Origin of the sequence: Patiriisocius marinus, from assembly GCF_008974325.1 — a bacterium.
Lineage (GTDB): Bacteria > Bacteroidota > Bacteroidia > Flavobacteriales > Flavobacteriaceae > Patiriisocius > Patiriisocius marinus.
Map to the genome: position 1 here is coordinate 1 of NZ_BKCG01000001.1, position 21,616 is coordinate 21,616.

Annotated in this window: 23 protein-coding genes and 1 pseudogene; 4 read left to right on the forward strand and 20 right to left on the reverse strand. The window is 32.9% G+C overall.

The features are described 5' to 3' along the window. Window positions 1-161 precede the first annotated feature (161 nt). The 20 genes and pseudogenes from GBH57_RS00005 to GBH57_RS00095 form a co-directional block, all read right to left on the reverse strand. Window positions 162-1,256, reverse strand: coding sequence for an adenine-specific methyltransferase EcoRI family protein (locus tag GBH57_RS00005; RefSeq protein WP_151671998.1), 1,095 nt, complete (start codon window positions 1,254-1,256; stop codon window positions 162-164). A 12-nt stretch (window positions 1,257-1,268) separates the two neighbouring features. After that, window positions 1,269-2,102: an EcoRI family type II restriction endonuclease gene (locus GBH57_RS00010; RefSeq protein ID WP_151671999.1), complete on the reverse strand. Its 834-nt coding sequence runs from the start codon at window positions 2,100-2,102 to the stop codon at window positions 1,269-1,271. Between the two features lie 204 nt (window positions 2,103-2,306). Further along, window positions 2,307-3,758, reverse strand: coding sequence for a choice-of-anchor tandem repeat GloVer-containing protein (locus GBH57_RS00015; protein ID WP_151672000.1), 1,452 nt, complete (start codon window positions 3,756-3,758; stop codon window positions 2,307-2,309). A 189-nt stretch (window positions 3,759-3,947) separates the two neighbouring features. After that, window positions 3,948-4,664: a hypothetical protein gene (locus tag GBH57_RS00020; protein WP_151672001.1), complete on the reverse strand. Its 717-nt coding sequence runs from the start codon at window positions 4,662-4,664 to the stop codon at window positions 3,948-3,950. A 176-nt stretch (window positions 4,665-4,840) separates the two neighbouring features. After that, complete coding sequence (locus tag GBH57_RS00025) at window positions 4,841-6,037, reverse strand: hypothetical protein (RefSeq protein ID WP_151672002.1); 1,197 nt, start codon at window positions 6,035-6,037, stop codon at window positions 4,841-4,843. A 157-nt stretch (window positions 6,038-6,194) separates the two neighbouring features. Beyond that, entirely contained in the window at window positions 6,195-7,097 is a 903-nt protein-coding gene (locus GBH57_RS00030) for an abortive infection family protein (RefSeq protein WP_151672003.1), read from the reverse strand. A 161-nt stretch (window positions 7,098-7,258) separates the two neighbouring features. Beyond that, complete coding sequence (locus GBH57_RS00035) at window positions 7,259-7,561, reverse strand: DUF1330 domain-containing protein (protein ID WP_151672004.1); 303 nt, start codon at window positions 7,559-7,561, stop codon at window positions 7,259-7,261. A 1-nt stretch (window position 7,562) separates the two neighbouring features. After that, window positions 7,563-8,006, reverse strand: a complete 444-nt coding sequence (locus GBH57_RS00040; RefSeq protein WP_161596044.1) for a DinB family protein — start codon at window positions 8,004-8,006, stop codon at window positions 7,563-7,565. A 1-nt stretch (window position 8,007) separates the two neighbouring features. Beyond that, window positions 8,008-8,619, reverse strand: a complete 612-nt coding sequence (locus tag GBH57_RS00045; protein WP_151672006.1) for an FMN-binding negative transcriptional regulator — start codon at window positions 8,617-8,619, stop codon at window positions 8,008-8,010. 3 nt (window positions 8,620-8,622) lie between these two features. Next, a complete protein-coding gene (locus GBH57_RS00050; protein WP_151672007.1) occupies window positions 8,623-8,940 on the reverse strand; it encodes a cupin domain-containing protein in 318 nt (105 codons plus the stop codon). After that, a pseudogene (locus tag GBH57_RS16345) lies at window positions 8,937-9,065 on the reverse strand (hypothetical protein); the annotation flags it as partial. The pseudogene GBH57_RS16345 and the gene GBH57_RS00050, both read right to left, overlap by 4 nt. A gap of 28 nt (window positions 9,066-9,093) precedes the next feature. Further along, on the reverse strand, window positions 9,094-9,621 hold the full coding sequence (locus GBH57_RS00055) for a DinB family protein (protein ID WP_151672008.1): 528 nt from the start codon (window positions 9,619-9,621) through the stop codon (window positions 9,094-9,096). A 24-nt stretch (window positions 9,622-9,645) separates the two neighbouring features. Continuing rightward, window positions 9,646-9,987 (reverse strand): TIR domain-containing protein, encoded by a 342-nt coding sequence (locus tag GBH57_RS00060; RefSeq protein WP_151672009.1) that lies wholly within the window; start codon window positions 9,985-9,987, stop codon window positions 9,646-9,648. Window positions 9,988-10,291: 304 nt separating this feature from the next. Then, window positions 10,292-10,741 carry a response regulator transcription factor gene (locus GBH57_RS00065; protein ID WP_151672010.1) on the reverse strand — a complete coding sequence of 150 codons (450 nt, stop codon included), beginning with the start codon at window positions 10,739-10,741 and terminating at the stop codon, window positions 10,292-10,294. A gap of 188 nt (window positions 10,742-10,929) precedes the next feature. Continuing rightward, window positions 10,930-11,973 (reverse strand): DUF4932 domain-containing protein, encoded by a 1,044-nt coding sequence (locus GBH57_RS00070; protein ID WP_151672011.1) that lies wholly within the window; start codon window positions 11,971-11,973, stop codon window positions 10,930-10,932. Between the two features lie 235 nt (window positions 11,974-12,208). After that, window positions 12,209-13,564 carry a UDP-N-acetylmuramate--L-alanine ligase gene (locus tag GBH57_RS00075; protein WP_151672012.1) on the reverse strand — a complete coding sequence of 452 codons (1,356 nt, stop codon included), beginning with the start codon at window positions 13,562-13,564 and terminating at the stop codon, window positions 12,209-12,211. Window positions 13,565-13,703: 139 nt separating this feature from the next. Then, a complete protein-coding gene (locus tag GBH57_RS00080; RefSeq protein ID WP_151672013.1) occupies window positions 13,704-14,657 on the reverse strand; it encodes a tetratricopeptide repeat protein in 954 nt (317 codons plus the stop codon). An 88-nt stretch (window positions 14,658-14,745) separates the two neighbouring features. Continuing rightward, window positions 14,746-15,270 carry a DUF4136 domain-containing protein gene (locus GBH57_RS00085; protein WP_161596045.1) on the reverse strand — a complete coding sequence of 175 codons (525 nt, stop codon included), beginning with the start codon at window positions 15,268-15,270 and terminating at the stop codon, window positions 14,746-14,748. A 96-nt stretch (window positions 15,271-15,366) separates the two neighbouring features. Then, window positions 15,367-16,383 (reverse strand): GTPase ObgE, encoded by a 1,017-nt coding sequence (obgE, locus tag GBH57_RS00090; RefSeq protein ID WP_151672015.1) that lies wholly within the window; start codon window positions 16,381-16,383, stop codon window positions 15,367-15,369. Window positions 16,384-16,479: 96 nt separating this feature from the next. Then, window positions 16,480-17,058 (reverse strand): adenylate kinase, encoded by a 579-nt coding sequence (locus tag GBH57_RS00095; protein ID WP_151672016.1) that lies wholly within the window; start codon window positions 17,056-17,058, stop codon window positions 16,480-16,482. 286 nt (window positions 17,059-17,344) lie between these two features. Here GBH57_RS00095 and GBH57_RS00100 point away from each other — a divergent pair, with 286 nt between their 5' ends. The 4 genes from GBH57_RS00100 (at window position 17,345) to GBH57_RS00115 (ending at window position 21,515) form a co-directional block, all read left to right on the forward strand. After that, entirely contained in the window at window positions 17,345-18,502 is a 1,158-nt protein-coding gene (locus GBH57_RS00100; protein ID WP_151672017.1) for a 5-(carboxyamino)imidazole ribonucleotide synthase, read from the forward strand. Further along, complete coding sequence (gene purE / locus GBH57_RS00105) at window positions 18,502-18,987, forward strand: 5-(carboxyamino)imidazole ribonucleotide mutase (RefSeq protein WP_151672018.1); 486 nt, start codon at window positions 18,502-18,504, stop codon at window positions 18,985-18,987. The genes GBH57_RS00100 and purE overlap by 1 nt, the downstream gene beginning before the upstream one ends. A gap of 69 nt (window positions 18,988-19,056) precedes the next feature. Then, window positions 19,057-21,078 (forward strand): M3 family metallopeptidase, encoded by a 2,022-nt coding sequence (locus GBH57_RS00110; RefSeq protein WP_151672019.1) that lies wholly within the window; start codon window positions 19,057-19,059, stop codon window positions 21,076-21,078. Window positions 21,079-21,089: 11 nt separating this feature from the next. Further along, window positions 21,090-21,515, forward strand: a complete 426-nt coding sequence (locus GBH57_RS00115) for a hypothetical protein (protein ID WP_151672020.1) — start codon at window positions 21,090-21,092, stop codon at window positions 21,513-21,515. The last annotated feature ends 101 nt before the right edge of the window (window positions 21,516-21,616 follow it).

Consider the following 21,616-nt stretch of genomic DNA (forward strand, 5'->3'; position numbering starts at 1 on the left):
TGCCCAATTTTCCAATCCAATCCTTTCGTCATTTTTCGCTCGACTTCATCAAAAAAATCAGCAAGATTTGAAAAGTTATTTCCCTGTATTTTGATGGTTAACATTTTTTTCAGCATTAAAGACAACGTTGTTGTATAAGAATAGTAGCGGATTAATATGCACTACTTTTCGGTTAAGTACAGACTTTTTTTAGATTCACTTACTTTGGATTTAGCACTAAAACCGCTATTATTTTTATACGGTGTTACCTGCAGGCTTTGTTCTTTTTCAGTTAATTTCGATTGTATTCTTTTATTTCTAATTAGAATTCTAAAATATGGACATTTTCCATTTATGGATAAATCTTTTTCGTCATTTCCTTTTCTGAATTTGACAATTTCAAATTGCTCAGGATTGAATTTATGTAAAAATGTTATTGGAACTCCCATAAAACCTTTATAATCTAATGGAATGTTTTTAGTCTTATTGACATTTATTCCATTGTAATTGTCGTATTTAGGGTATTCTATTTCATTTCCATAATATCTTTTGGTAAGTTCAATATCTTCGTGTCGTTTAGAAGTGTCTAAATTTGTTAGCCAAAGACAATTATTTGGTGAAACTATTCTATTTCCAAATTCGTCAATTCTAGCTTCAGTTCCGTAAAGTTCATAATGTTCGGGTACAATAAAACCAGAGACACCTCTACCTAGATTTATTCCCAACCAAGTTTTATTTTCTTTGATTAGTTTAAAAATCTCTTTGTATGTAATAGCATTAATGTTACCAATTATTAAAAACTTTTTATCATAGTCTATGAGTTGAGCAACATATTCTCTGAAAAGTGAGAATGGTGGATTTGTAACAACAATATCCGCTTGTTTTAATAGTTCAACACTTTCTGCACTGCGAAAATCTCCATCACCTTTAAAATGAACAATGTCAGTTGAACTTGGTTTAATATTTTCATTTTCTGCACCTGTGTATTCATAATAAAAACCATTTTCAGTTTTTTCGGTATTAAACAAGTCTATTTTTTGTTCTCTGTAACAAGAAGCGATTAACTTCTTTAACCCTAATTCCTTAAAGTTTAGAGCAAAATAATTAAAGAAGTTGCTAATTGTTGGGTCATCACAATTACAATAAACTACTTTGTTTTCAAAATGCTTTTTAAAGTGTTGCAATTCACTTTCTATATCGGAAAGTTGAGTGTAGAACTCATCACTTTTTGACTTTTTAGCTTTTTGTAGTAATTTATTTGTTGCGTTTCTTGCCATTTTAACTTCTATTTATTTTTTGGTTATTTGATTAAATATATCGCTACCCAAAACTTTAAGAGATGTTTTAGAAACTTCAATCATAATATCAAACATCTTTTTCGCATCCCATTTTCCTCCATTTCCTTGAGAATAAATAGATGTTGCTTGAAGCATAATTGTTTTATCTTTATGTTTAACAAATTTATTTTTACATAAATTGGTATTAATAGGCATTCCATAGTTTGCAGATGTCAATCTGTCTAATCTATTTATCATTCCTGAATTGTATTCAAGTTTTACAATCCTTCCATCTGGTCTTTTAATAGAAATTGTTTCTGTTAAGAAATTTGAGCCTTCTAAAAATAAAACATAAGGAAAATGAGATTCGGATAACATAAAATTAGCGATTTCAGATATGTTTTTATGAGACCTTTCTATTGCATTACCAGCAGCCATTAAGTCTTGATTATTGGCAGTTCCTACTAATTTTCCTTTCAGAATGTTTTCAATATCTTTTCCTTGGTGTTTAGCTTCTGAAACTAGCACTATCCTCCAATTGTCATTATCGTCTTTTACTTCAATGATACCACCATCTGGTTTTATGCTTGAATTTGAAACAAAGAGAGTTTGTCCTAAATCTTTATCAACTTTTTGTAGAGCTTCGTTTATTTCTTCTTTTTTTATAGTTTTTCTGTAACGAAAAGATAATTGAGGATATTCTTTTTCAAGTTGTTCAATAATAAGGTTTGATATTTTACCAACTGTTAAGTCGTGTAATTTTGCTTCATCTCCAAATATACCAACGACACCTTGCGACTGTTTATGTTGATTTGTTAATCTTTTTGATTGGTTCTTTTTTGCCATATTTTATTTATCACTATTCAATTTCACAAAGTTACAATTTTTTCAATTAGTTCGGTTTTTTCAGCTTGCAGGTAACGTTTAGTATAAGAGCAGTAGCGGATTTATTTTAACTACCTTTTGGGAAGCATTATACTTATTTACACAAAAAAAACGGTTTGAGTATGCACTCAAACCGCTATTGCTTTTATACCTTGTTGGCATTAGTTATTCTTTTATTATCTTTCTTGTTGTACTTCCTGAATCTGTTTGGATGTACAATAAATAAACACCTGATGACAGAAAAGATGTATTAACATTAGATTCATTTGACTTAGAATTGTCAATATACAATTCGGAACCCTTAAGATCTAATATTTTAATAGTTTCAATCAGATGTGCCCCCTCAACTTTAATATTAACTATGTCCTGAAATGGATTCGGGTATGTATTGACAATATTATCTAGTAAAGAAGTTTCATCAATACTCAAGGAAGTGAAATCTACGATAGCTAATTCATCAAAATATGGTTTAGAACCATCAGTTCCGTTGAATGAATGACGTTGGGTTACATTACCATTCGCAGGATTGTACTCTATTAAACTACCTAAATTTGCACTTGGCTCCCCTGTAGCAGTAAAGTAAAGTCTTCCATTAGGTGACAATGTCATAGTTCCTTTAGGTCTAACTCCTTCAAGGTCCAATGTATGAATAAACGATACAACACCTGTACTAACGTTATAGGTGAAAATTGTACCAGAATTTACATTATTAATATTTTCTTCAGATGTATTTCCATAAACTAAACCATTCACCTCAATTAATCCACTATATGGGTAATAACCTTCATCTGCTATACCAGCGAAGAAAGGTTTGAAGCCTTGGTAGTTGGACCCATCCAGTTGAATTCTAAAAAGCACACCAACATCACTAACCGTTCCTCCTTGTTGTGATGTTCCATAAAGCAAGCCATCACTACTTTGAAACAACTGATTCTGACAATTTCTAAATCCATGATTTGCACCTGAGCCAGGTGAATTAAACATCACCTCAAGTTGATTAGTAGATGTATTCCAACGGGTGATAGTTCCAAAACCATTTGTTCCACCATTGGCTGTAGCAAAATAAAAATGGTTGTCGCTAGCCTGCATTAATTTTGATTTTGCTTCACCATGAATAGTTTGATCTAAGGTATCTAAAACAGAAATGGTTTGCGTAACTGGGTCATAAGTTGATAATACACTATTAAATACACCGACTTCCTGTTGTGCACAAATAAAGTAGAGCTTTCCATCATTAGCAAGAAGTGGACTGTGATTAATATCATTACCAATAGTAGATTGATCATCAAGTGATTCAATTACAGTTAAGTTATTTGTTAGAGGGTCAAAGCTAAAAAAAGAACCAAAGCCAATAGTAGCTCCCGGATTGTCAACAGGCCCTTCTTCTGTAGTAAAGCCATAAAGTTTACCATTCGCCAGTGTTAAACCTCCTAATGGTTTACCACCCGTACTCGTTGTAAAATCAAAAACTTTTTGAAAGTTTTGGCCGTTTTGATCAACTCTGTAAATGATTCCACGCCCATTCGCTCCTCCTTCATAAGTTGTTCCATACATGTAAGTTTGCGCTTGTAATTGAAGCGTAATAACACTGAGAACTAAAAGTAAAATTTTTCTCATAACTATTTTTTAATAAGATTAAGATTTAAAAATACGATTTTTTTTATTAATGCCAACGGTCTAGGCTATGAGTAGTTGCGTGGGTTAGCACTTAACTTCGCAAGTACACACCAAACTGAAAATCCTCGCGGATTTTCAGAAATAGGCGAAAACAAGCAATTACTTATAGCCATTGTTGTATGGCGTTTTTTATTCAGTTAATATTGTTTTATATTGCTCAAGTTTCACTTCAAAGTAAGCTGTTTTCATATACTTTTCGGCAAAATAACAGCTTTCAGGAAGTCTAAATCTTAAAACATCATTCCCGTCAGTCGTCTGGGAATTAATTACTAAACAAGATTCGGAATAACTTGGTTTTTCAATTGTTTTTGTGATTTTAGCCAAAAGGTTTTCTTCATTATATAAATGTTCTCCACCCAAAATTTTATATCTGTCAGATATATAGCCATTCATTTTGCTTGTCAACTTTATATTTTCTCCTGATTTTAGGTCAATTTTAGTTTTTAAGTCTTCGTATTCGGTTGAAGAAATTATAAAAAAATATGTTCTTTTATCGGCTTCCCAATCTTCTTGAATATTCGGATATTTATATTCTCCGCCTAATCTTTCGTAAAGAAAAACATAATACTTTTTGTCATTTTGATTAATTGTACGGAATTGTATCCATTTAAAGTTTTGTGAAACGTGACTTACCCAATAGGAAGGACATTCTCTATCGTCTATCACATTTTTGTTTTCAACCCATTTTCCTGTTTTTTCATTCTGTTCCCAACCTGATGCTTTTGTCAGTTTTTGAGATTCTGAACTAAATTCAACCGTTACTTTATTTTCTCTACTTTGAGAGTTAACATTTAAAACTGTGGCTGTTATCATTACAGCTGTTAGAAGTACATTTTTTATTTTCATATTCTTAATTTGGTTTTTTCGTCAAATGACATACAACGTTGTTGTATATGGTTTGTTGCGTGTTTTAAGCACCTAATTTAGTAAATAATTACCGACCAAGAAAGTCCGCGAGGACTTTCGCAAGTAAGCAAAAAGCCAGCAATAAATTATATACGGTGTTAGCTTTAGTTTTTTTTTCATATTTCAAAAGCGTAGGTTGTAAATTCAGCAACTTTTGTCTCTTTGTCCTGTATTATTTTAGTGATATATTTTCTAAATAGTTCAATTTCTGGAATGTCAGATTCATAAATTTTAGTGACTTGATAAATAAACCTATTCTTATGGTTTATATATTCAATTTTGAACTGTTTATATTTTCCACCTTTATCTTCTTTGTATTCATCACTTATTAATCTGTAAACTCGACAATAAATAAATGCAATTCTTTTGTTAGTTTCTATAATATCTGTGAAATGAAATTTAGTTGGCTCAATTGGAAATTCAAACTCTCCAAATTTTTCAACTAATTTTTGTCTTTTGTAGGCAAGTCTGTTAGATTCCTTTTCGTATTTGTCTGAATAACAATATCCGCATTTTTTAAAATTTAATGCTTCAAATATTCTCTCGTTAATCTCAATATCTGCATTGTAAATTGTCTTAAAAAATTCTTTTAAATAGTGAATAGTTGGTTCTATGAACAAATAATAGTACAGTTTTAAAATATTCTTTAATTCTCCATCTGAATACTCGGTTGTGTTATTCTCAATTTCTTCTTCTTTAAAAGCTAAAAATGTTGCTGTCTGAAATCGTTTAATAACTTCTTGTCTCTTTTCATTGCGTTTAAAAAATTGAGCAGCATTATGAAGTAAACTGTCAATTCTGGCTTGAATTTCCTCAAGTGTTAGGTTCTCTTTGTAAACATTTCCACTATTTTTATAATCAACTTTTTGAATTCCCTCTATAATTCCAAATTTTGCTTGAAGTCTCATTTGATAAACGTCAGGTCTGTCAGTAAATGAAGATTCGTTTTCCTTAAACCAATTTCTATATTTTTCGATTTCTTCTTCGCCTTTTTCTTTAATTTGTGTTGGGATTCTGTAATTCACGAAATTTGATGAAAGTCTATCGCAATTTTCGTATTTATGATAAGATGGTTTTGAGCCTTCGTAGACAAAAACTTTTTTATCTACAACCTCAATAGCTTTATAGATACTATCAATATTATCTATTGGATTCTCACAAAACTTTTTAAAGTAAAGAAGATTTGTTTTATCAAGTCTATTCAAGAAGTAAATTGACTTTCTATATGGTTCCCAATTTCGTATGTCATCTGGAATTTCTCCGATAAGTTTTTTGAAAACTAAACTCGTATTGTATTCAGTTACAAATGGCATTTCGTGGTTTTTTTAAATTAAAGCTAACGTTGTTGTATAAGATTAGTTGCGTGTTTTAAGCACTAAAGTTAGCAAATAAATCACAGATAGAAAGTCCGCGAGGACTTTCGTAAGTAGGCTATAACCAGCAATTAATTTTATACGGTGTTGTAGCCAGTTATTTTTTCAGTTCGTGTGTTTCTAATAGATAAATAGCCAAAGTAGAAGCTGCTCCAACTGCTAATTTTGCGTGTCTTGGTTGTAAACCTTTAAATTTTCCGTCTTTTCCGTGTCCGCTTCCATATTCATTTCGAACTTCTCCAATTCCTTGTACGACTGATGATAAACTACCTAAAATTTGTTTTATTGAACTTGCAGCTTTTGCTTCATTCGGAATATCATCTGGTGTTAGTTTCAATAATTTAGTCGTTTCTTTCATTAATTTCGGCAAGTCCCAATTTTTGTCATATTCCTCTTTTCTTTCGTCAAATATTGATTTGCAAGAAGTTTCAATTAATTCTTTTGCTAAACCAATTGAAATATGTGGGGAATTCTCAATTGAAGATTCCATTAAATTAATTTGTTGAGAAACGTAATCTGCGTTTAAAATCTTTTTTATTTCATTTCCTTTTTTCTCGATAGATTCTTTTCCGTTTATTTTAATTCTACCGACAAAAATTGGTTTATTTGATATTCTTGTCTTTTCAACAATTTCGAAATTATCATCGGTTAAATTGTCGTTAAAAATCTGAAGTAATTTGCTAACTTCTGACTTATCTGCTCTGACTAAAGGATGAATCATTTCGCACAGAAAATCCAGAAATTTTGAGTCGTCACAATTTAAAAGATTAAACCTGTCATCATTAAAAATCCAATCATCTTCCCAATCATAATTATTTACTCGATGTTGCCAAATATCTCCAGCTGCATTGGGAAAACGGTCGTCTTTAGAAACCATATTTTCCAAATCAAACATTCGTGATAAAAAATTTGATTCTTCAAGTCTTCCAGCATACCAAAATCCTTCGACTTGGATAAAGTCAAATATATTTTGTCTTGTTATTTGAGATATTTTATTCAATGAGTTTCGGTTTTTTTTAATTGGCTACAACGGTTAGTATATGAAAAGTAGGCGATTTCGAAGCGCGAAACTTTCAGTTAAGCACAAAGTTTGATACGAGCCATAACCTTTGAATTTAGCGCTATTTCGCCTATTTTTTATATGCATTGTTGTGTGGCGTTTTACATTTTCACCCCTTTCACTAAAATAGTTGATTTGATTGATTCTTCTTTTAAATGAATAAAACTCAACCGACTATCATCATTCATAAAAGCATTCAAATCTTCTTCAGAAGTAAACGATATGAAATGAATCTCATAGGGATGTCCTGCAGTTGAAGAAACGTAAGAGTTTTTGTCAGGTCTTAATCTGTAAATCATTTTACCATTATATTTTTTCATTAATGGAATAGCAAATTTTTCAAATTCTAAAAAGATTTTTTCTTTCCCTTGTTTGAGGAAAATTAGTTGAGTTATGTATATCATTTTAGGTTCTTTTATGATAAATGTAATCACTAATTATAGGCTCAATTCCTTGATGTTTTAATTCAGAAGTTAATTGTCCTCTGTGATGAGAATAATGATTTGAAATGTGAAATAAAATTTCTTGAATAGTATTATTATAATCTACTCCTTTAGAATTTTGATATGAAATATTCACCTGAAAATTCATATTTTGAAGGATAAACTTTGTTGTTTCAAAATTAGATTTGTCTAATTCAATACAATCGTTGAGAGGATGTATATCAAATACACCTATAGGCTTTTTATTAGTAATTCTTGAATTCCAAATTTGATGTGCATTAAGAGAATGACACAATAATAAAGTAGCTTTTTGAGAAACCTTATTAGGATTTTTAACCATTTGATTGATAAAAAGTTGATTCATTTTTAGATGAAAGTCAAAAATATCTGTAAAGAAGTTTATCATATTACTGTTCATTCTTATCCATAAATTCTGCAATAGTTTTTTCGTGAAAACTATTGCTTTTTGAGAAATCTGAAATAATCCTTTTTCGCTCTTTTTCTGTTTTATTCTGGCTTAACTTTTCTTTAAACTGAATTTCATCAATTGTAATTCTGAAAGCAATTATACCTCTAGCCATTTTCGATTTATAATCGTAGGACAAATCATTCCATTGCTTTAAATATGCAGAATCGAAATTGCTAATCATCTGTTCTAAAATAAGAAAAACTTCTTTTTCATCCTCAACTATTTCAACCTTTCCGTATGTATGAACCGCTATATAATTCCAAGTAGGTACATTCTGTTTGTTATCATAATATTTTGGGGAAATGTAGGCGTGAGGTTCTGAAAAAATAGTTAATATTATATTTTCTTCAATATTAATGGTTTGTTCATTGGCTTTTGCAAAATGAGAAGCGAGAACAATATTATCGTCTTTTTTTGTAATTATAAAAGGCAGATGTGTTGCTATTGGCTTATTTGATTTAGCACTTATCATAACTCCAAAATTAAATCGCTCAATAAATGCAATTGCATCATCAATATTTTCGTTCTTATAGTGGTTTGGTGTAAACATATACTACTCTTTTTCAAAAAATATTAATTCGACAAATGTTCCTTTTGCGATTATTGCTTTATGCTTATTGTCTTCTATACTTTCAATCCAAAGACCATCTCCCTTTTTATACCTAAGTGTTTTGCCATTAAAATCAATAGTCATTTCACCATCTAAAACAAAACCAATATGCCCTTTAGTGCACCAATTTTCTTCAATAAAATCATCATAAAACCGTAAAAGTCTTACGCTTTGGTTTCCTTTTGAAAATATTTTTTGTTTAACGCCTTTGTCGGGGGTTTCCCATTCTATGTTCTTAAAATCAATTCTATACTTGTTCATATTGTCTCAATATAATTGTATTTTGTCAGGGGATTCTTTACCATTTTTTTAAAAATATTCAAAACTCTTATCCTGTTATGTCTTTGCAAAAGAATAGGGTAGATATTGATTACTAAGAACAAAACCGAAACGAAGTCGTATGGGTGAAAATCGCTATTTGTAGTTTAAGTTATTTTTCGTTTGATTTTGATGATGTTTTACGTGATAAATCACATTGTACAACATTTCACGTAAGCTAATTTTTTTTAAAAGTGGGTGAGGAATACACAGTGTGTCTAATTCTTTTTCGGTAAATCTCTCTATTTCCACGTTTAATTGGTCAATTAATTTGCTCAAGGTATTGAGCAATTCCTCTTTTTCATTTTCTGATATGACTCCAGGAACATATGGGCTTGGTGCTTTTCCCCCTATATTGAGTTGTTCTAGATAGTCAGTTAATATCTTCTCGTAGGACAGACTATTGGTTTCTGTTAGCCCAAATTTATTTTTAATTAATGTATTAGGCATTCCAAATACTTGCACAACTGGATATATACAAAGTACAATATGCTTTAATTGTTGTCCTGCTGACCATTTGGTTTGATGGGAAAACTCAAATTCATCAATTGTCATCCCACGTATGTATTCTATAAAAGTTCTATGTGAATTTTTAAGAGTATCTCTTAATTCAGTTTTGTTCATATTTAACTAGGTTTTGATTATTTTTTATACTTTCTCAAGTGAGATTTGGTCGATGTTGTAATAAACGGGTAATCCTTTTCCTTTAAATATTTCAACCTCTTGGTCTGCTCCAATTGAAGCACCTCCAATTCTCAGAACAGCATCACACTTATGAGCCATTGCCAATGATATTGGCATCATTAATTCTTCAAATTTATCAAAGCCTACAGTTTCAATAATTGGCAATGCCACATTAACACCTATAACTGGAATATGACCTTTTAGATGAACTTCATATGCAACTTTGTTCATTTTTTTATGGTTTTGTTTCCATTTCTCTCTGTTCTTTGAACCTGAAGTATATGGTCCTGCAATCATTATATACATTAGCGGTCGTTTTTCCGAATGAATTCTTTTTTGTACAAGTAAAACCCTATACACAACAATGAAATAAATATCAAAGAGGTGGGTATCCAAATTGTGTCTACCCATAACCAATGAACTCCATCTTTATTACCCTTGAATGGTACACAAATGATTAATAGAAACATTGCGAAGTACAATAAATTACTTTTCATAATACATTTAATTTTAAGTAAAAATTTATGGCACGCAATATCTATATTAGAACAAAGTTGAACAAATATTGGGGGGTTGATAAAGGGTTGAACATTTTCTGATTAACTGAATATCAATAATTTGCTTTTGACTTCAATTCGTTCCTGCTTTGGATGTTCAGTTTTTTATATATTTGGTTAATGTGTGATTTGAGAGTACTTTGTTCGATAAATAGCTTGGTCATTATTTCTTTATTCGTTTTTCCCAAAATAATTAGATCATAAACCACTCTTTGTCTCTCGGTCAAATCATTAAGCAGTTCACTAATTCTTTCATTTTTAGATTTGGAATGTTCTCTGATTTGGTTTGAAAGGCTTGAAATTTTCCTTCTGTTAACTTGAAAATAAAGTGCAACAAAGAATGAGCTAACAACCACCATTGCAAAAATTAGGACTGGGTAATTGCCCAAAACCAATTTGATTTCCCCATCATTTGACCTTATAGAAATTGCTATGGATGATAATACAATCGCAATTACTAAAAGAAACTTTTGATATTTTGATAAAATTTTTTCCAAATTCATCTTAATTAAGGTTCAATTATTCTAATTTTTTTTGATCTGGGAATGACACACAACGGTTTTGTATAAGATTAGTTGCGTGTTTTAAGCACTAAAGTTAGCAAATAAATCACAGATAGAAAATCCGCGAGGATTTTCGTAAGTAGGCTCGTACCAAGCAATTAATTTTATACGTTGTTGCCAGTAGTTTTTTATTTCATTCGTTCAATTAAAATGAGATAAAACTCACCAAATTTCGAATACATTTCTCTGGTATTTTCATATTCTTTTAAAATTTCTACTATATTTTCTACTAATGAAAACCCAATTGATTTTTCGTAGTTTAAAAGTTTTTTAGCCTTTTCTGTTCCAAAATATTTATTTGCTATTCTTATTGTTATTGCCCTTATTACAAGTTCGTTAAATAGATATTTCCATTCTCCATAAGCCTGGGATTTTCCATCTTTTTTTAATCTTTCATTGTAATATTTCTCTTTAATAGTCTCAATTTCTTTTTGAAATTTTTCCGTTAGAGGATTTACGAATGAATGACCAAATTCGTGTAATATCATATCCATTTCAAGATATTCTTTCTCAAAATATGGTATATGTTCAATTTCTCCATTTGGTCCAATTATAGCATAAACTTCAATTTTTCCATCTGCAATGAATTTTGAATTAAAACCTCCCGAATGAACTAATGGTGATAGAATTAAATTGTAGGAACCCAATTCACTTCCGTAATATTCTTCTAAATAAGCTGGAAGATGTTGAATAGATTTAGATTGTTTAACTTGATTAATTACTTTCTCATTCAATGCTTTTATTTCACTTAAGTAGGCTTGAAATAATGAATCTTGATTAAAGGAAATAAGTTCTTTTTTGAATTTTCTAATTAAATAGACTCCTTTGCTTTCATCAAAAGGTGCTGGATTTACGACTTCTCTTACTTTAGTCAATTCGGGAAATTCTCCGAACTGTAGAACCCAATCTGTAACATTATTAAAATTAAAATCGTGTTTTTTTGATAATGTATCAAACAAAGCTACTGCCTTATGGTTTTTAAGTGCTTTAAATTTATTGTTCAGCTTTGATTTGTAAAGATTATCGTGGTTATTGATTAAAAAGTAATTGTCTAAAAATGCTATTGAATAGATGGTCTCTATCCTTTCGTCAATTGTTATGTTCAATTCCGATTCTTGTCCGATACATTTTAATGAAACTAAAAGTAGAATTAGGAAAATAGTTTTTTTCATATTGTTATTGAATTCTGGTCGTTTTCTTAAATTACTGGCAACTCGTTATATGATGACATTTGTCATGGTTATCCCGTAAAATAAACAGGATAACAATGGAAAGTCGTCATGGTTATCCCGTAAATGTACATGTTATTTTTATAAAGTTATTTACGGGAATCCGTAACAGCCAAAAAATAAATTAAATAACCATTTACAACCCCTTAAAATTTCCGAAGTACTACAAACTACTCGATTACTTTAAATAGTTTTTAACCTCATCAAAATCTAGCCCACCGTAGTTTCCGCTACTCATTAGCAATAAAGAGGTGTCCTTAAAATCTTGCGTGTATAGGTATGTTTTAAAATCGGCCGGATTTGTAAAAACAGTTAAGTCGTCTCTATCAAAAGCTGCCTCTATTTGTTCCTGTTTTATATCCTGCAACCCTTTAATCATTACTGCGTGCGGAGAGTAAAATACTACTGCCGTATCTGCCGCATCGAGTGCGCCTTTGTATTGCGATAAAAACTCAGGGTTTAAACTACTGTAAGTATGTAATTCTAAACAAGCAACAAGCTTGCGCTCTGGATATTGATTTTTAACCGCTTGTGTGGTGGCACGCACTTTACTTGGCGAGTGTGCAAAATCCTTATAAGCGATTGCCGTTTTAGTTTCGGCTATTTTTTCTAAACGCTTGCTCGCTCCTTTAAAAGTAGCAATTGCCTCATAGAAATCTTCTTGCTGAACGCCCATCAATTGGCAGACCCATCGTGCGCCTTCCAGATTGTTTAAATTATGTTTTCCAAAAACTTCAATTGGCATTGGCCCATCAAAAGTTTCTAGTAATGTTTCGCCGTCCACCACTTCGTAAGCAGGAGTGGTGTATGGATATTTTTTAATTTGGCTTTCGGTCGCTTCAACAATTCGTTTTACTTCTGGGTCTTCTTCATTATAGATAATGGCGCCACCATTTGTAATTTCGGTTAAAAAAATCTCAAACTGTTCTACATAATTTTCATAGGTAGGAAACACATTAATATGGTCCCAAGCTACACCGCTTAATAAGGCGATATTAGGTTTGTATAAATGAAATTTTGGGCGTCTGTCTATAGGCGACGATAAGTACTCATCACCCTCTAGAACCATAAAATCGTTTTCCTCCGTTAAGTGCACCATTGTATCAAAACCTTCCAGTTGTGCCCCTACCATATAATCTACTTCCTTGTCGTGATAATGCATCACATGCAGTATCATAGATGTAATGGTGGTTTTACCATGGGAGCCACCTATTACCACACGTGTTTTATTTTTAGACTGCTCGTATAAAAACTCTGGGTAGCTATAAATTTTAAGTCCTAGTTCTTTAGCGCGAAGCAACTCTGGGTTGTCTGCTTTTGCGTGCATTCCTAAAATAATAGCATCTAAATCTGCCGTTATCTTTTCTGGAAACCATCCATAAGCTTCAGGCAATAACCCCTTAGCCTCTAGGCGCGACTTAGAGGGATCAAACACCTCATCATCACTTCCTGTAATCTGTTCTCCTTTATTATGTAATGCCAGCGCAAGATTATGCATTGCACTTCCGCCAATAGCTATAAAATGAATTTTCATAGAATGTAATTCAGTAATTAAAATTTATAATTCAAAGTTACGGTATTTCTTGAGTTCCGAAATATGCTACATTGGAAGATTTGAGCTTTTATAAACACCATAGCTCATGAGTAAAACACTTAAAATTTCAGAAAAGAAGTTACATTACTTGAAGTACTTTTTTCTCTTCAAGAGCTTCTTTAAAGTCTGGCCTGCTAGCTAATGCTTTATCAATCCAAGTTAAAGCTTGTTGCTTATCTCCAATGTTTTTGTAAATCTGTGCCATCCTAAAATACGCCCAATCCTTAGGCACACCATCTTTAATAGAGTGGTTTTTTACATAAGCCTGTAGGCATTGCAGCCCCAATTGCGCATCGAGATTGTATTGTGCCGCGACTTTCCCTATCTGGTAGTTTAACGTATTGCGTTTGTGTATTTCTAACGATTTTTGTGCCGTTTCAATCGCCTCTTTAGGTTGGTTATTATTTTCGTAATGGGTAGCAAGTTTTTCGTACGTATGTGGCGAACCGCCTATTTCGATGGCTTTTTTGTAGAAAGTTTCGGCATCTTTTGGGCGCTTATTATATTCTGCTATGTAGCCATTAGCCAAGTAACCATCTACTGCCGAAATTTCCAACAACTCATTTGCAAAACCAATAGCCTTCTCTTCACTTCCACCAATTATAGATGGCAACTGAATGTAGAATTCTACTAATGCCCAGCGAACATCAATATGTTTTGGGTCTAATGTAGCTGCAGTTTCAAAGGAGTCTTTAATATCATTAATATAAAGTACCGCACGCAGCCTGCTAATTTCGAGTGCTTTCATACCCATTGCGCCACCATATTTAAAGTGGAAATTTGCGCTATTTGGAAACTCGTCTTTAAGATCTTCGTAATAATCAATAGCGTCATCCCATTCCTTTGCATATCCTGCAATATCACCTAAGTACTCTCTTGTTTTAACGTGATCTGGATTTGCTTTAAGATAGGTTTTAAAAAGTGGTTTTGCCTTGCTGAAATTTTCCTGCTTGAATAATTGTTCTGCCTTTTCAAAAGAAGACTGAGCGACTAAAAGTGAGGGGATACATAAAAGTAAAAAAAGGTATTTCATTTTGTGCTATTTCCGAAGAGTAAAAATATTCTTTTATCATGTAACTGTGGCTACTTATTGAAGTATTAACAGCATATACGCTTAAATATTATTTCTTTTCTGGTGGAAATTTAGCTAAAATTTTAAAAACCATTTTAGTAAAATGCGCTTCTTTTTGCTCAGGCGTAGCGCGTTCACTTATAGATTCCACTAAGCTACCTTGCCACACTAAGGGCTCGTTTGCTGTTGCTTGGAAAACTTCTATAGTTAGTTCTTGCTCTAGTTGTTTTGGGCCAATTGGGATACCCACTCCTCCACCTACTGAAATCCCACCTCCTCCAGAACCTACACCAATACCTAGTGTATTACGAGAGCTCGTCAAAGCTTCGTTGACGTAATACTTAATATAAAATTGGTTGTAATCTGTAAGCTGCCATCCTTTAGCTACAAGTGAGCTATCGACAGCTATTTCAATACGCCTATTATCAAGATCATTTAAACCGGTGTTTTCAGCTTTGTAAAACTGAAAGGTTTTAATGGTATCAAAGTCGGTTTTTTTATCGTAATCTATTGCAACACTAGCACCACAAGAAGTTAACAGTATAGCAGTGATAAAAACATATAAAAATTTCATAGGGTTTACTTTTTGCATTAAGATAGCAAAAAGTAAACCATAGATTTAATGCTTTTATTGTTTTATGATTTTTTTAGTAGAAACTGAATTCAAAAATTAGTCCGTCACCGACTTTTCATTCAACATTGACCACAGTTTGTCTTTCAACTCCATTAACCCCGTTTGTGCTACTGAACTGAAAAACATATATGGAATTCCTTTAAAATCTTTATCAAGTTCCACTTTCATTTCAGCTTTTAGCTCTTCGTCTAACATATCACTTTTTGAGATAGCGACTAGTTTGTCTTTGTCTAACAACTCAGGATTATAACGCTTTAATTCGTCTAAAAGAATATCGTATTGTTTTCTAATATCGTCTGCATCTGCAGGAATTAAAAACAGTAAGCTAGAGTTACGTTCAATGTGGCGTAAAAAGTAATGTCCTAAACCTTTACCTTCTGCTGCACCCTCTATAATACCAGGAATATCTGCCATTACAAAAGTTCTATGATCACGGTATTCTACAATACCTAAGTTAGGCTTTAGTGTCGTAAACTCGTAATTCGCAATTTTTGGTTTTGCTGCTGTAATTACAGAAAGTAATGTTGACTTACCAGCATTAGGGAAACCTACTAAACCAACGTCTGCAAGTACTTTCATCTCAAGAGTGAAGTTACCTTCTTCTCCAGGAGTACCTGGTTGTGCATAACGTGGTGTTTGGTTTGTAGAACTTTTAAAGTGGTTGTTTCCACGACCACCCATTCCACCTTTAGCGATAATCAATTCCTCACCATCTTCAAGCAATTCCTTCATTCGCTCGTTAGTGTCTGTATTTATAACAAGTGTACCTAATGGCACATCTATATAAACATCTTCACCATCTGCACCAGTACTTGTTTGCTTACTACCATTTAAACCTTCACTTGCCTTAAAGTGGCGTTTAAATTTTAAATGGTGTAAGGTCCACATATTGTGGTTTGCTCTTAAAATAATATGACCTCCTCGACCTCCATCTCCTCCATCAGGTCCACCTTGAGGTATATATTTTTCGCGACGTAAATGCGCGCTTCCTGCACCACCTTTTCCAGATGTTACGTGAATTTTAACGTAGTCAGTAAAATTTCCTTCTGTCATATTCTTTTCCCTCTAAAAAGAGAGACCGATTTTAATAGCAAACACTTAATTTAAAATAAAGAAACACCACCACAATGGCGTACAACTTCATTTCAATTATAATTTATCAATCACTTTATTTAAACGCTCTGTAATATCTTCAATACTACCTACACCATCAACACCGTAATATTTATCTTCAGCTTGATAGTATTCTTTTAGGATATCTGTTTTACGATAGTACTCTGCAATACGCTCTCTAATTACTTCTTCGTTTGCATCATCTGCTCTTCCGCTAGATTTTCCACGTTCAAGCAATCTTCCAACCAATACCTCATCATCAACCTCAAGTGCTATCATTGCAGCAACCTCAGTTCCTTTCTCTTTCATAAACTCAGTAAGCACTTTCGCTTGTTCCTTTGTACGTGGGTAACCATCAAACAAAAAACCTTTTGGATTAGTTTCTAAACGACGGTTTACTTCAGCTTTAAGCATTTCGTTTGTAACACTATCAGGCACTAAATGACCTTTTTCGGTATAGGTTTTTGCAAGTTTACCAAGCTCGGTATTGTTTTTCATGTTGTACCTAAACATATCGCCCGTAGACAAGTGTATGAGTTGGTATTTCTCTTTTAATACTTCAGCTTGTGTTCCTTTTCCTGCTCCCGGAGGGCCAAATAATACGATGTTTGTCATGTTGTTTTCCCGCGAAAACGGGCTCTTATTTAATTTAACTTCTATTCTTTCTTCGGAAATATCACTTTTTAATTCGCTCGAATTTTTTATTCCAAATAATGATTTAATAAATTCCCACATTTCAATAAGTGTTCCATAAAAATTAGTCGGCGCAAAGATACTTATTCGAGACAAGAGTTAAGAACCTTGTGTTCAGAAATGTTAGTTCAACTATATAATTAACAATTGCTGCTATTTCCTCTTAAATTTAGATTTCAATTTCGCCATCAAACCTTATCTTTGTGTTATGGCAAATTATTTTTCTTCAAATTTTACTTTAGGAATATTAGGCGGTGGCCAACTAGGTAAAATGATGCTTTACGAAACACGTAAATTTGATATCACTACACACGTTATAGATCCAAGTGCAGAAGCACCTTCACGAATTTCTTGCGACTATTTTGAACAAGGAGATTTAATGGATTTTGACACTGTTTACAACTTCGGAAAAAACGTAGATGTACTCACTTTTGAAATTGAAGGCGTTAATATCGAAGCATTAGCAAAACTTGAAAGCGAAGGAAAAAAGGTATATCCTTCTTCCGAAACATTAAAGAACATTCAAGATAAAGGCGTTCAAAAAAACTTTTATAAGCTCCATAAAATTCCAACAGCGCCATTTTTAGTATTTAAAACTAAAGATGATTTAACCGAAGCAATTGTTAGAAAAGAACTAACACTTCCATTTGTTTGGAAAAGTTGCACAGGTGGTTATGATGGAAATGGCGTTTCAGTAATTAGAACTGAAGAAGATATCATTCCACTAGCTGAAGGTTCATGCATTGCTGAGAAATTAATTCCTTTTAAAAATGAATTAGCAGTAATTGTGGTTCGTAATCCTTCGGGAGAGGTAAAAACATATCCCGTTGTGGAAATGGAATTTCACCCAGAAGCAAATCAAGTGGAATACGTAATTTGCCCCGCTAGAATAGATGACAAGGTTGCAAAAAACGCACGAGATATCGCCGTTAAAGTTTCCGAAGCATTTAAACACGTAGGCCTTTTAGCAGTTGAAATGTTCCAAACGGAAGACGATGAAATTATTGTAAATGAAGTAGCGCCTAGACCACACAATAGTGGACATTATAGTATTGAAGGAAGTTACACAAACCAATTTGAACAACAAATAAGAGCCATCCTAGATTTACCCTTAGGAAATACTGACTCTAAAGTGGGCGGGATAATGGTAAACCTTGTAGGTGCTGAAGGGCATACCGGCGAAGTTGTGTATGAAAATATTGAAAAGATTATGGCAATGCAAGGTGTAACACCACACATTTATGGTAAAAAACAAACGCGTCCTTTTAGAAAAATGGGACACGTTACTATTGTAAATGAAGACATTGATAAAGCGCGAGAAATTGCAGAGGAAGTAAAAAATAATATTAAAGTGATAAGCAAATAATTATGAAAGTAGCAGTAATAATGGGAAGCACTAGCGATATGCCAGTGATGCAAGATGCCATTGACATCCTAAGAGGGTTTGATATTGAAATTGAAGTAGATATTGTTTCTGCCCATAGAACACCAGAAAAATTATTTGATTTTAGCAAAAACGCACACACTCGTGGCATTAAAGTAATTATTGCAGGTGCAGGTGGTGCAGCGCATTTACCAGGAATGGTAGCGTCACTTACTCCATTACCAGTTATTGGTGTTCCTGTAAAATCTAGCAATAGTATTGATGGATGGGATTCAGTTTTATCTATTCTACAAATGCCTGGAGGAGTTCCAGTTGCAACTGTCGCTTTAAATGGAGCCAAGAATGCTGGAATACTTGCAGCACAAATAGTAAGCACCGCAGATAAATGTGTTCTAGATAAAGTAATTGCTTACAAAGAAGGTCTAAAGATGAAAGTTGAAGAAGGAGCAAAGAAAGTCAAAATTTAAAATGATAAACCGACTCGTCAACAGATCCTTTTACATTTTTCAGTTTTAAATTTAAAATTTTACATTTAAATGAATCCATTACTACAACCCTTCGACCAAGCACCATTTTCAAAAATAAAAAATGAACACTTCGCTCCTGCTATCAAGCAATTGATTGAAGACACAAAGAAAGAAGTGAATGCTATTGTTGAAAATAATGACGCTCCTACATTTGCTAACACTGTAGAAGCGCTTGAAAATACTGGACACCAGCTAGACAGAGCTACAAGTATTTTCTTCAACCTAAATAGTGCTGAAACAAATGAGGAAATCCAAAAGATAGCACAGGAATTATCTCCACTTTTAACTGAGTTTGGTAACGATTTACTTTTAAATGAAGCACTCTTCAAAAAAGTAAAAACTGTATTTGACGCTCGTGAAACATATAATTTAACGGCCGAGCAAAAAATGTTGCTCGATAAGCAATATAAAGGCTTTAGTCGAAATGGTGCTAATCTTTCGGAAGAGAAAAAAATAGCGCTTCGTAAAATTGACACTGAGCTTTCTAAACTTAAATTAACATTTGGAGAAAATGTATTAGCAGAAACAAATGCTTATCAAATGCACCTAACTGAAGAAAGTGATTTAGCTGGACTTCCTGAAGGTGTAAAAGAAGCGGCAGCACAAACCGCAAAGGAAAAAGAGAAAGAAGGATGGGTATTCACACTAGACTATCCTAGCTATGTTCCTTTTATGAAATATGCTGAAAACAGAGCATTACGCAAAGAATTATCATTAGCGTTTGGTGCTAGAGCGTTTCAGAAAAATGAGCATAATAACGAGCAAAATGTTATTGACATCGTAAATCTACGTCATCAACGTGCTGCATTATTAGGTTATGAAAGTCACGCGCATTTTGTACTTGAAGAACGCATGGCCGAAACGCCACAAAAAGTACAATCATTTTTAAATGAACTACTTGTAAAAGCGAAGCCTGCTGCACAAAAGGAATTTGACGAACTAGAGGCTTTTGCAAAAGAGCTTGACGGAATTGATCAACTTCAAAAATGGGACAGTGCTTTTTATGCCGAAAAGTTAAAGCAACAAAAATTTAGTCTAGATGACGAAAAACTAAAGCCATACTTTAAGCTTGAAAACGTAATAAACGGAGTTTTTACGGTAGCTAATAAATTATTTGGGCTTGAATTTGAGATAGATAATACCATTGAAAAATACCATGAAGATGTAAAAACCTATCGTGTAACCGATGCTGAAGGCGCACTAGTTGCTATATTTTATGCAGATTTCCATCCTCGAGCAGGAAAACGTGGAGGCGCTTGGATGACAAGCTACAAACCTCAACAGAAATTTCATGGCATTAATGATCGCCCACATATTTCAAATGTCTGTAATTTTACAAAGCCTACAGCTAGCAAACCCTCTTTATTAACGTTTAACGAAGTAACAACCCTGTTTCACGAGTTTGGTCACGGCTTACACGGAATGCTTGCTAACACAACTTATAAGGGGTTATCAGGAACTAATGTGTATTGGGATTTTGTTGAATTACCGAGTCAGATTTTAGAAAACTGGTGTTATGAGAAAGAGACTTTGGAGCTTTTTGCAACGCACTATGAAACAGGCGAAGTAATACCAATGGAATTGGTAAAGAAAATTAAAGAATCGGCTACCTTCCACGAAGGAATGCAGACTATGCGCCAGTTGAGTTTTGGACTTTTAGATATGTCTTGGCACGGTAGTGATCCTTCTAATATTTCAGAAGTAAAGAAATTTGAAACGGAAGCTTTTGGTGATACTACTTTATATCCAGAAACTCCAGAAACTTGCATGAGTACAGCATTTTCACATATTTTTCAAGGTGGATATAGCGCTGGATACTACAGTTACAAGTGGGCCGAAGTACTTGATGCAGATGCATTCGCTTATTTTAAACAAGAAGGAATTTTCAATAAAAAAGTAGCTTCTAAATTTAAAGACACCGTACTTTCACAAGGAGGAACAGTTGATCCAATGGAGCTTTATAAAGCCTTTAGAGGACAAGAACCTAATCCAGATGCATTATTAGAAAGAGCAGGTTTACTAGTAAAATAATACATACTGTTATGAATTCATTTAAATACATTTTCGTTTTACTATTGTTTATTGGTTGTAAAGAAGTAACAACTAACAACGTTTCTATTGAAAACAAACCCACTGAAGAAGTGAAAGATGATGTTGTGAATTCGGCTAACTTAAAACTACTTCAAGGCTCTTGGCAAAACACGCTTGATACGCTAAGTGTTATAAAGATTAAAGGTGATGTAATTTCTAATTATTACAGCGGTATAAGTGCAGGACCCGGAGTTAGAATTGAATTGAGCGATCGATGTTTAGCTAACCCTGATCCTAGTAGAGCTAGTGAACCAGATCGTTATATTTCAGTAAAAGGAAAATTTCCAGATTGTTATTACATCAACAAAATTGATAAAAATAACTTAATGCTCAATTTCCTGAACGGCGGTATTGATTTAACTTTCAAGAAAATTTAACCACATTTAAAATAAGTCTTTTTAAAAAGACCGAACTAAACTTTCAATAATTATTGAAAATTGAAACACAAAAAAACGCCCTTTAACTAAAGGGCGTTTTT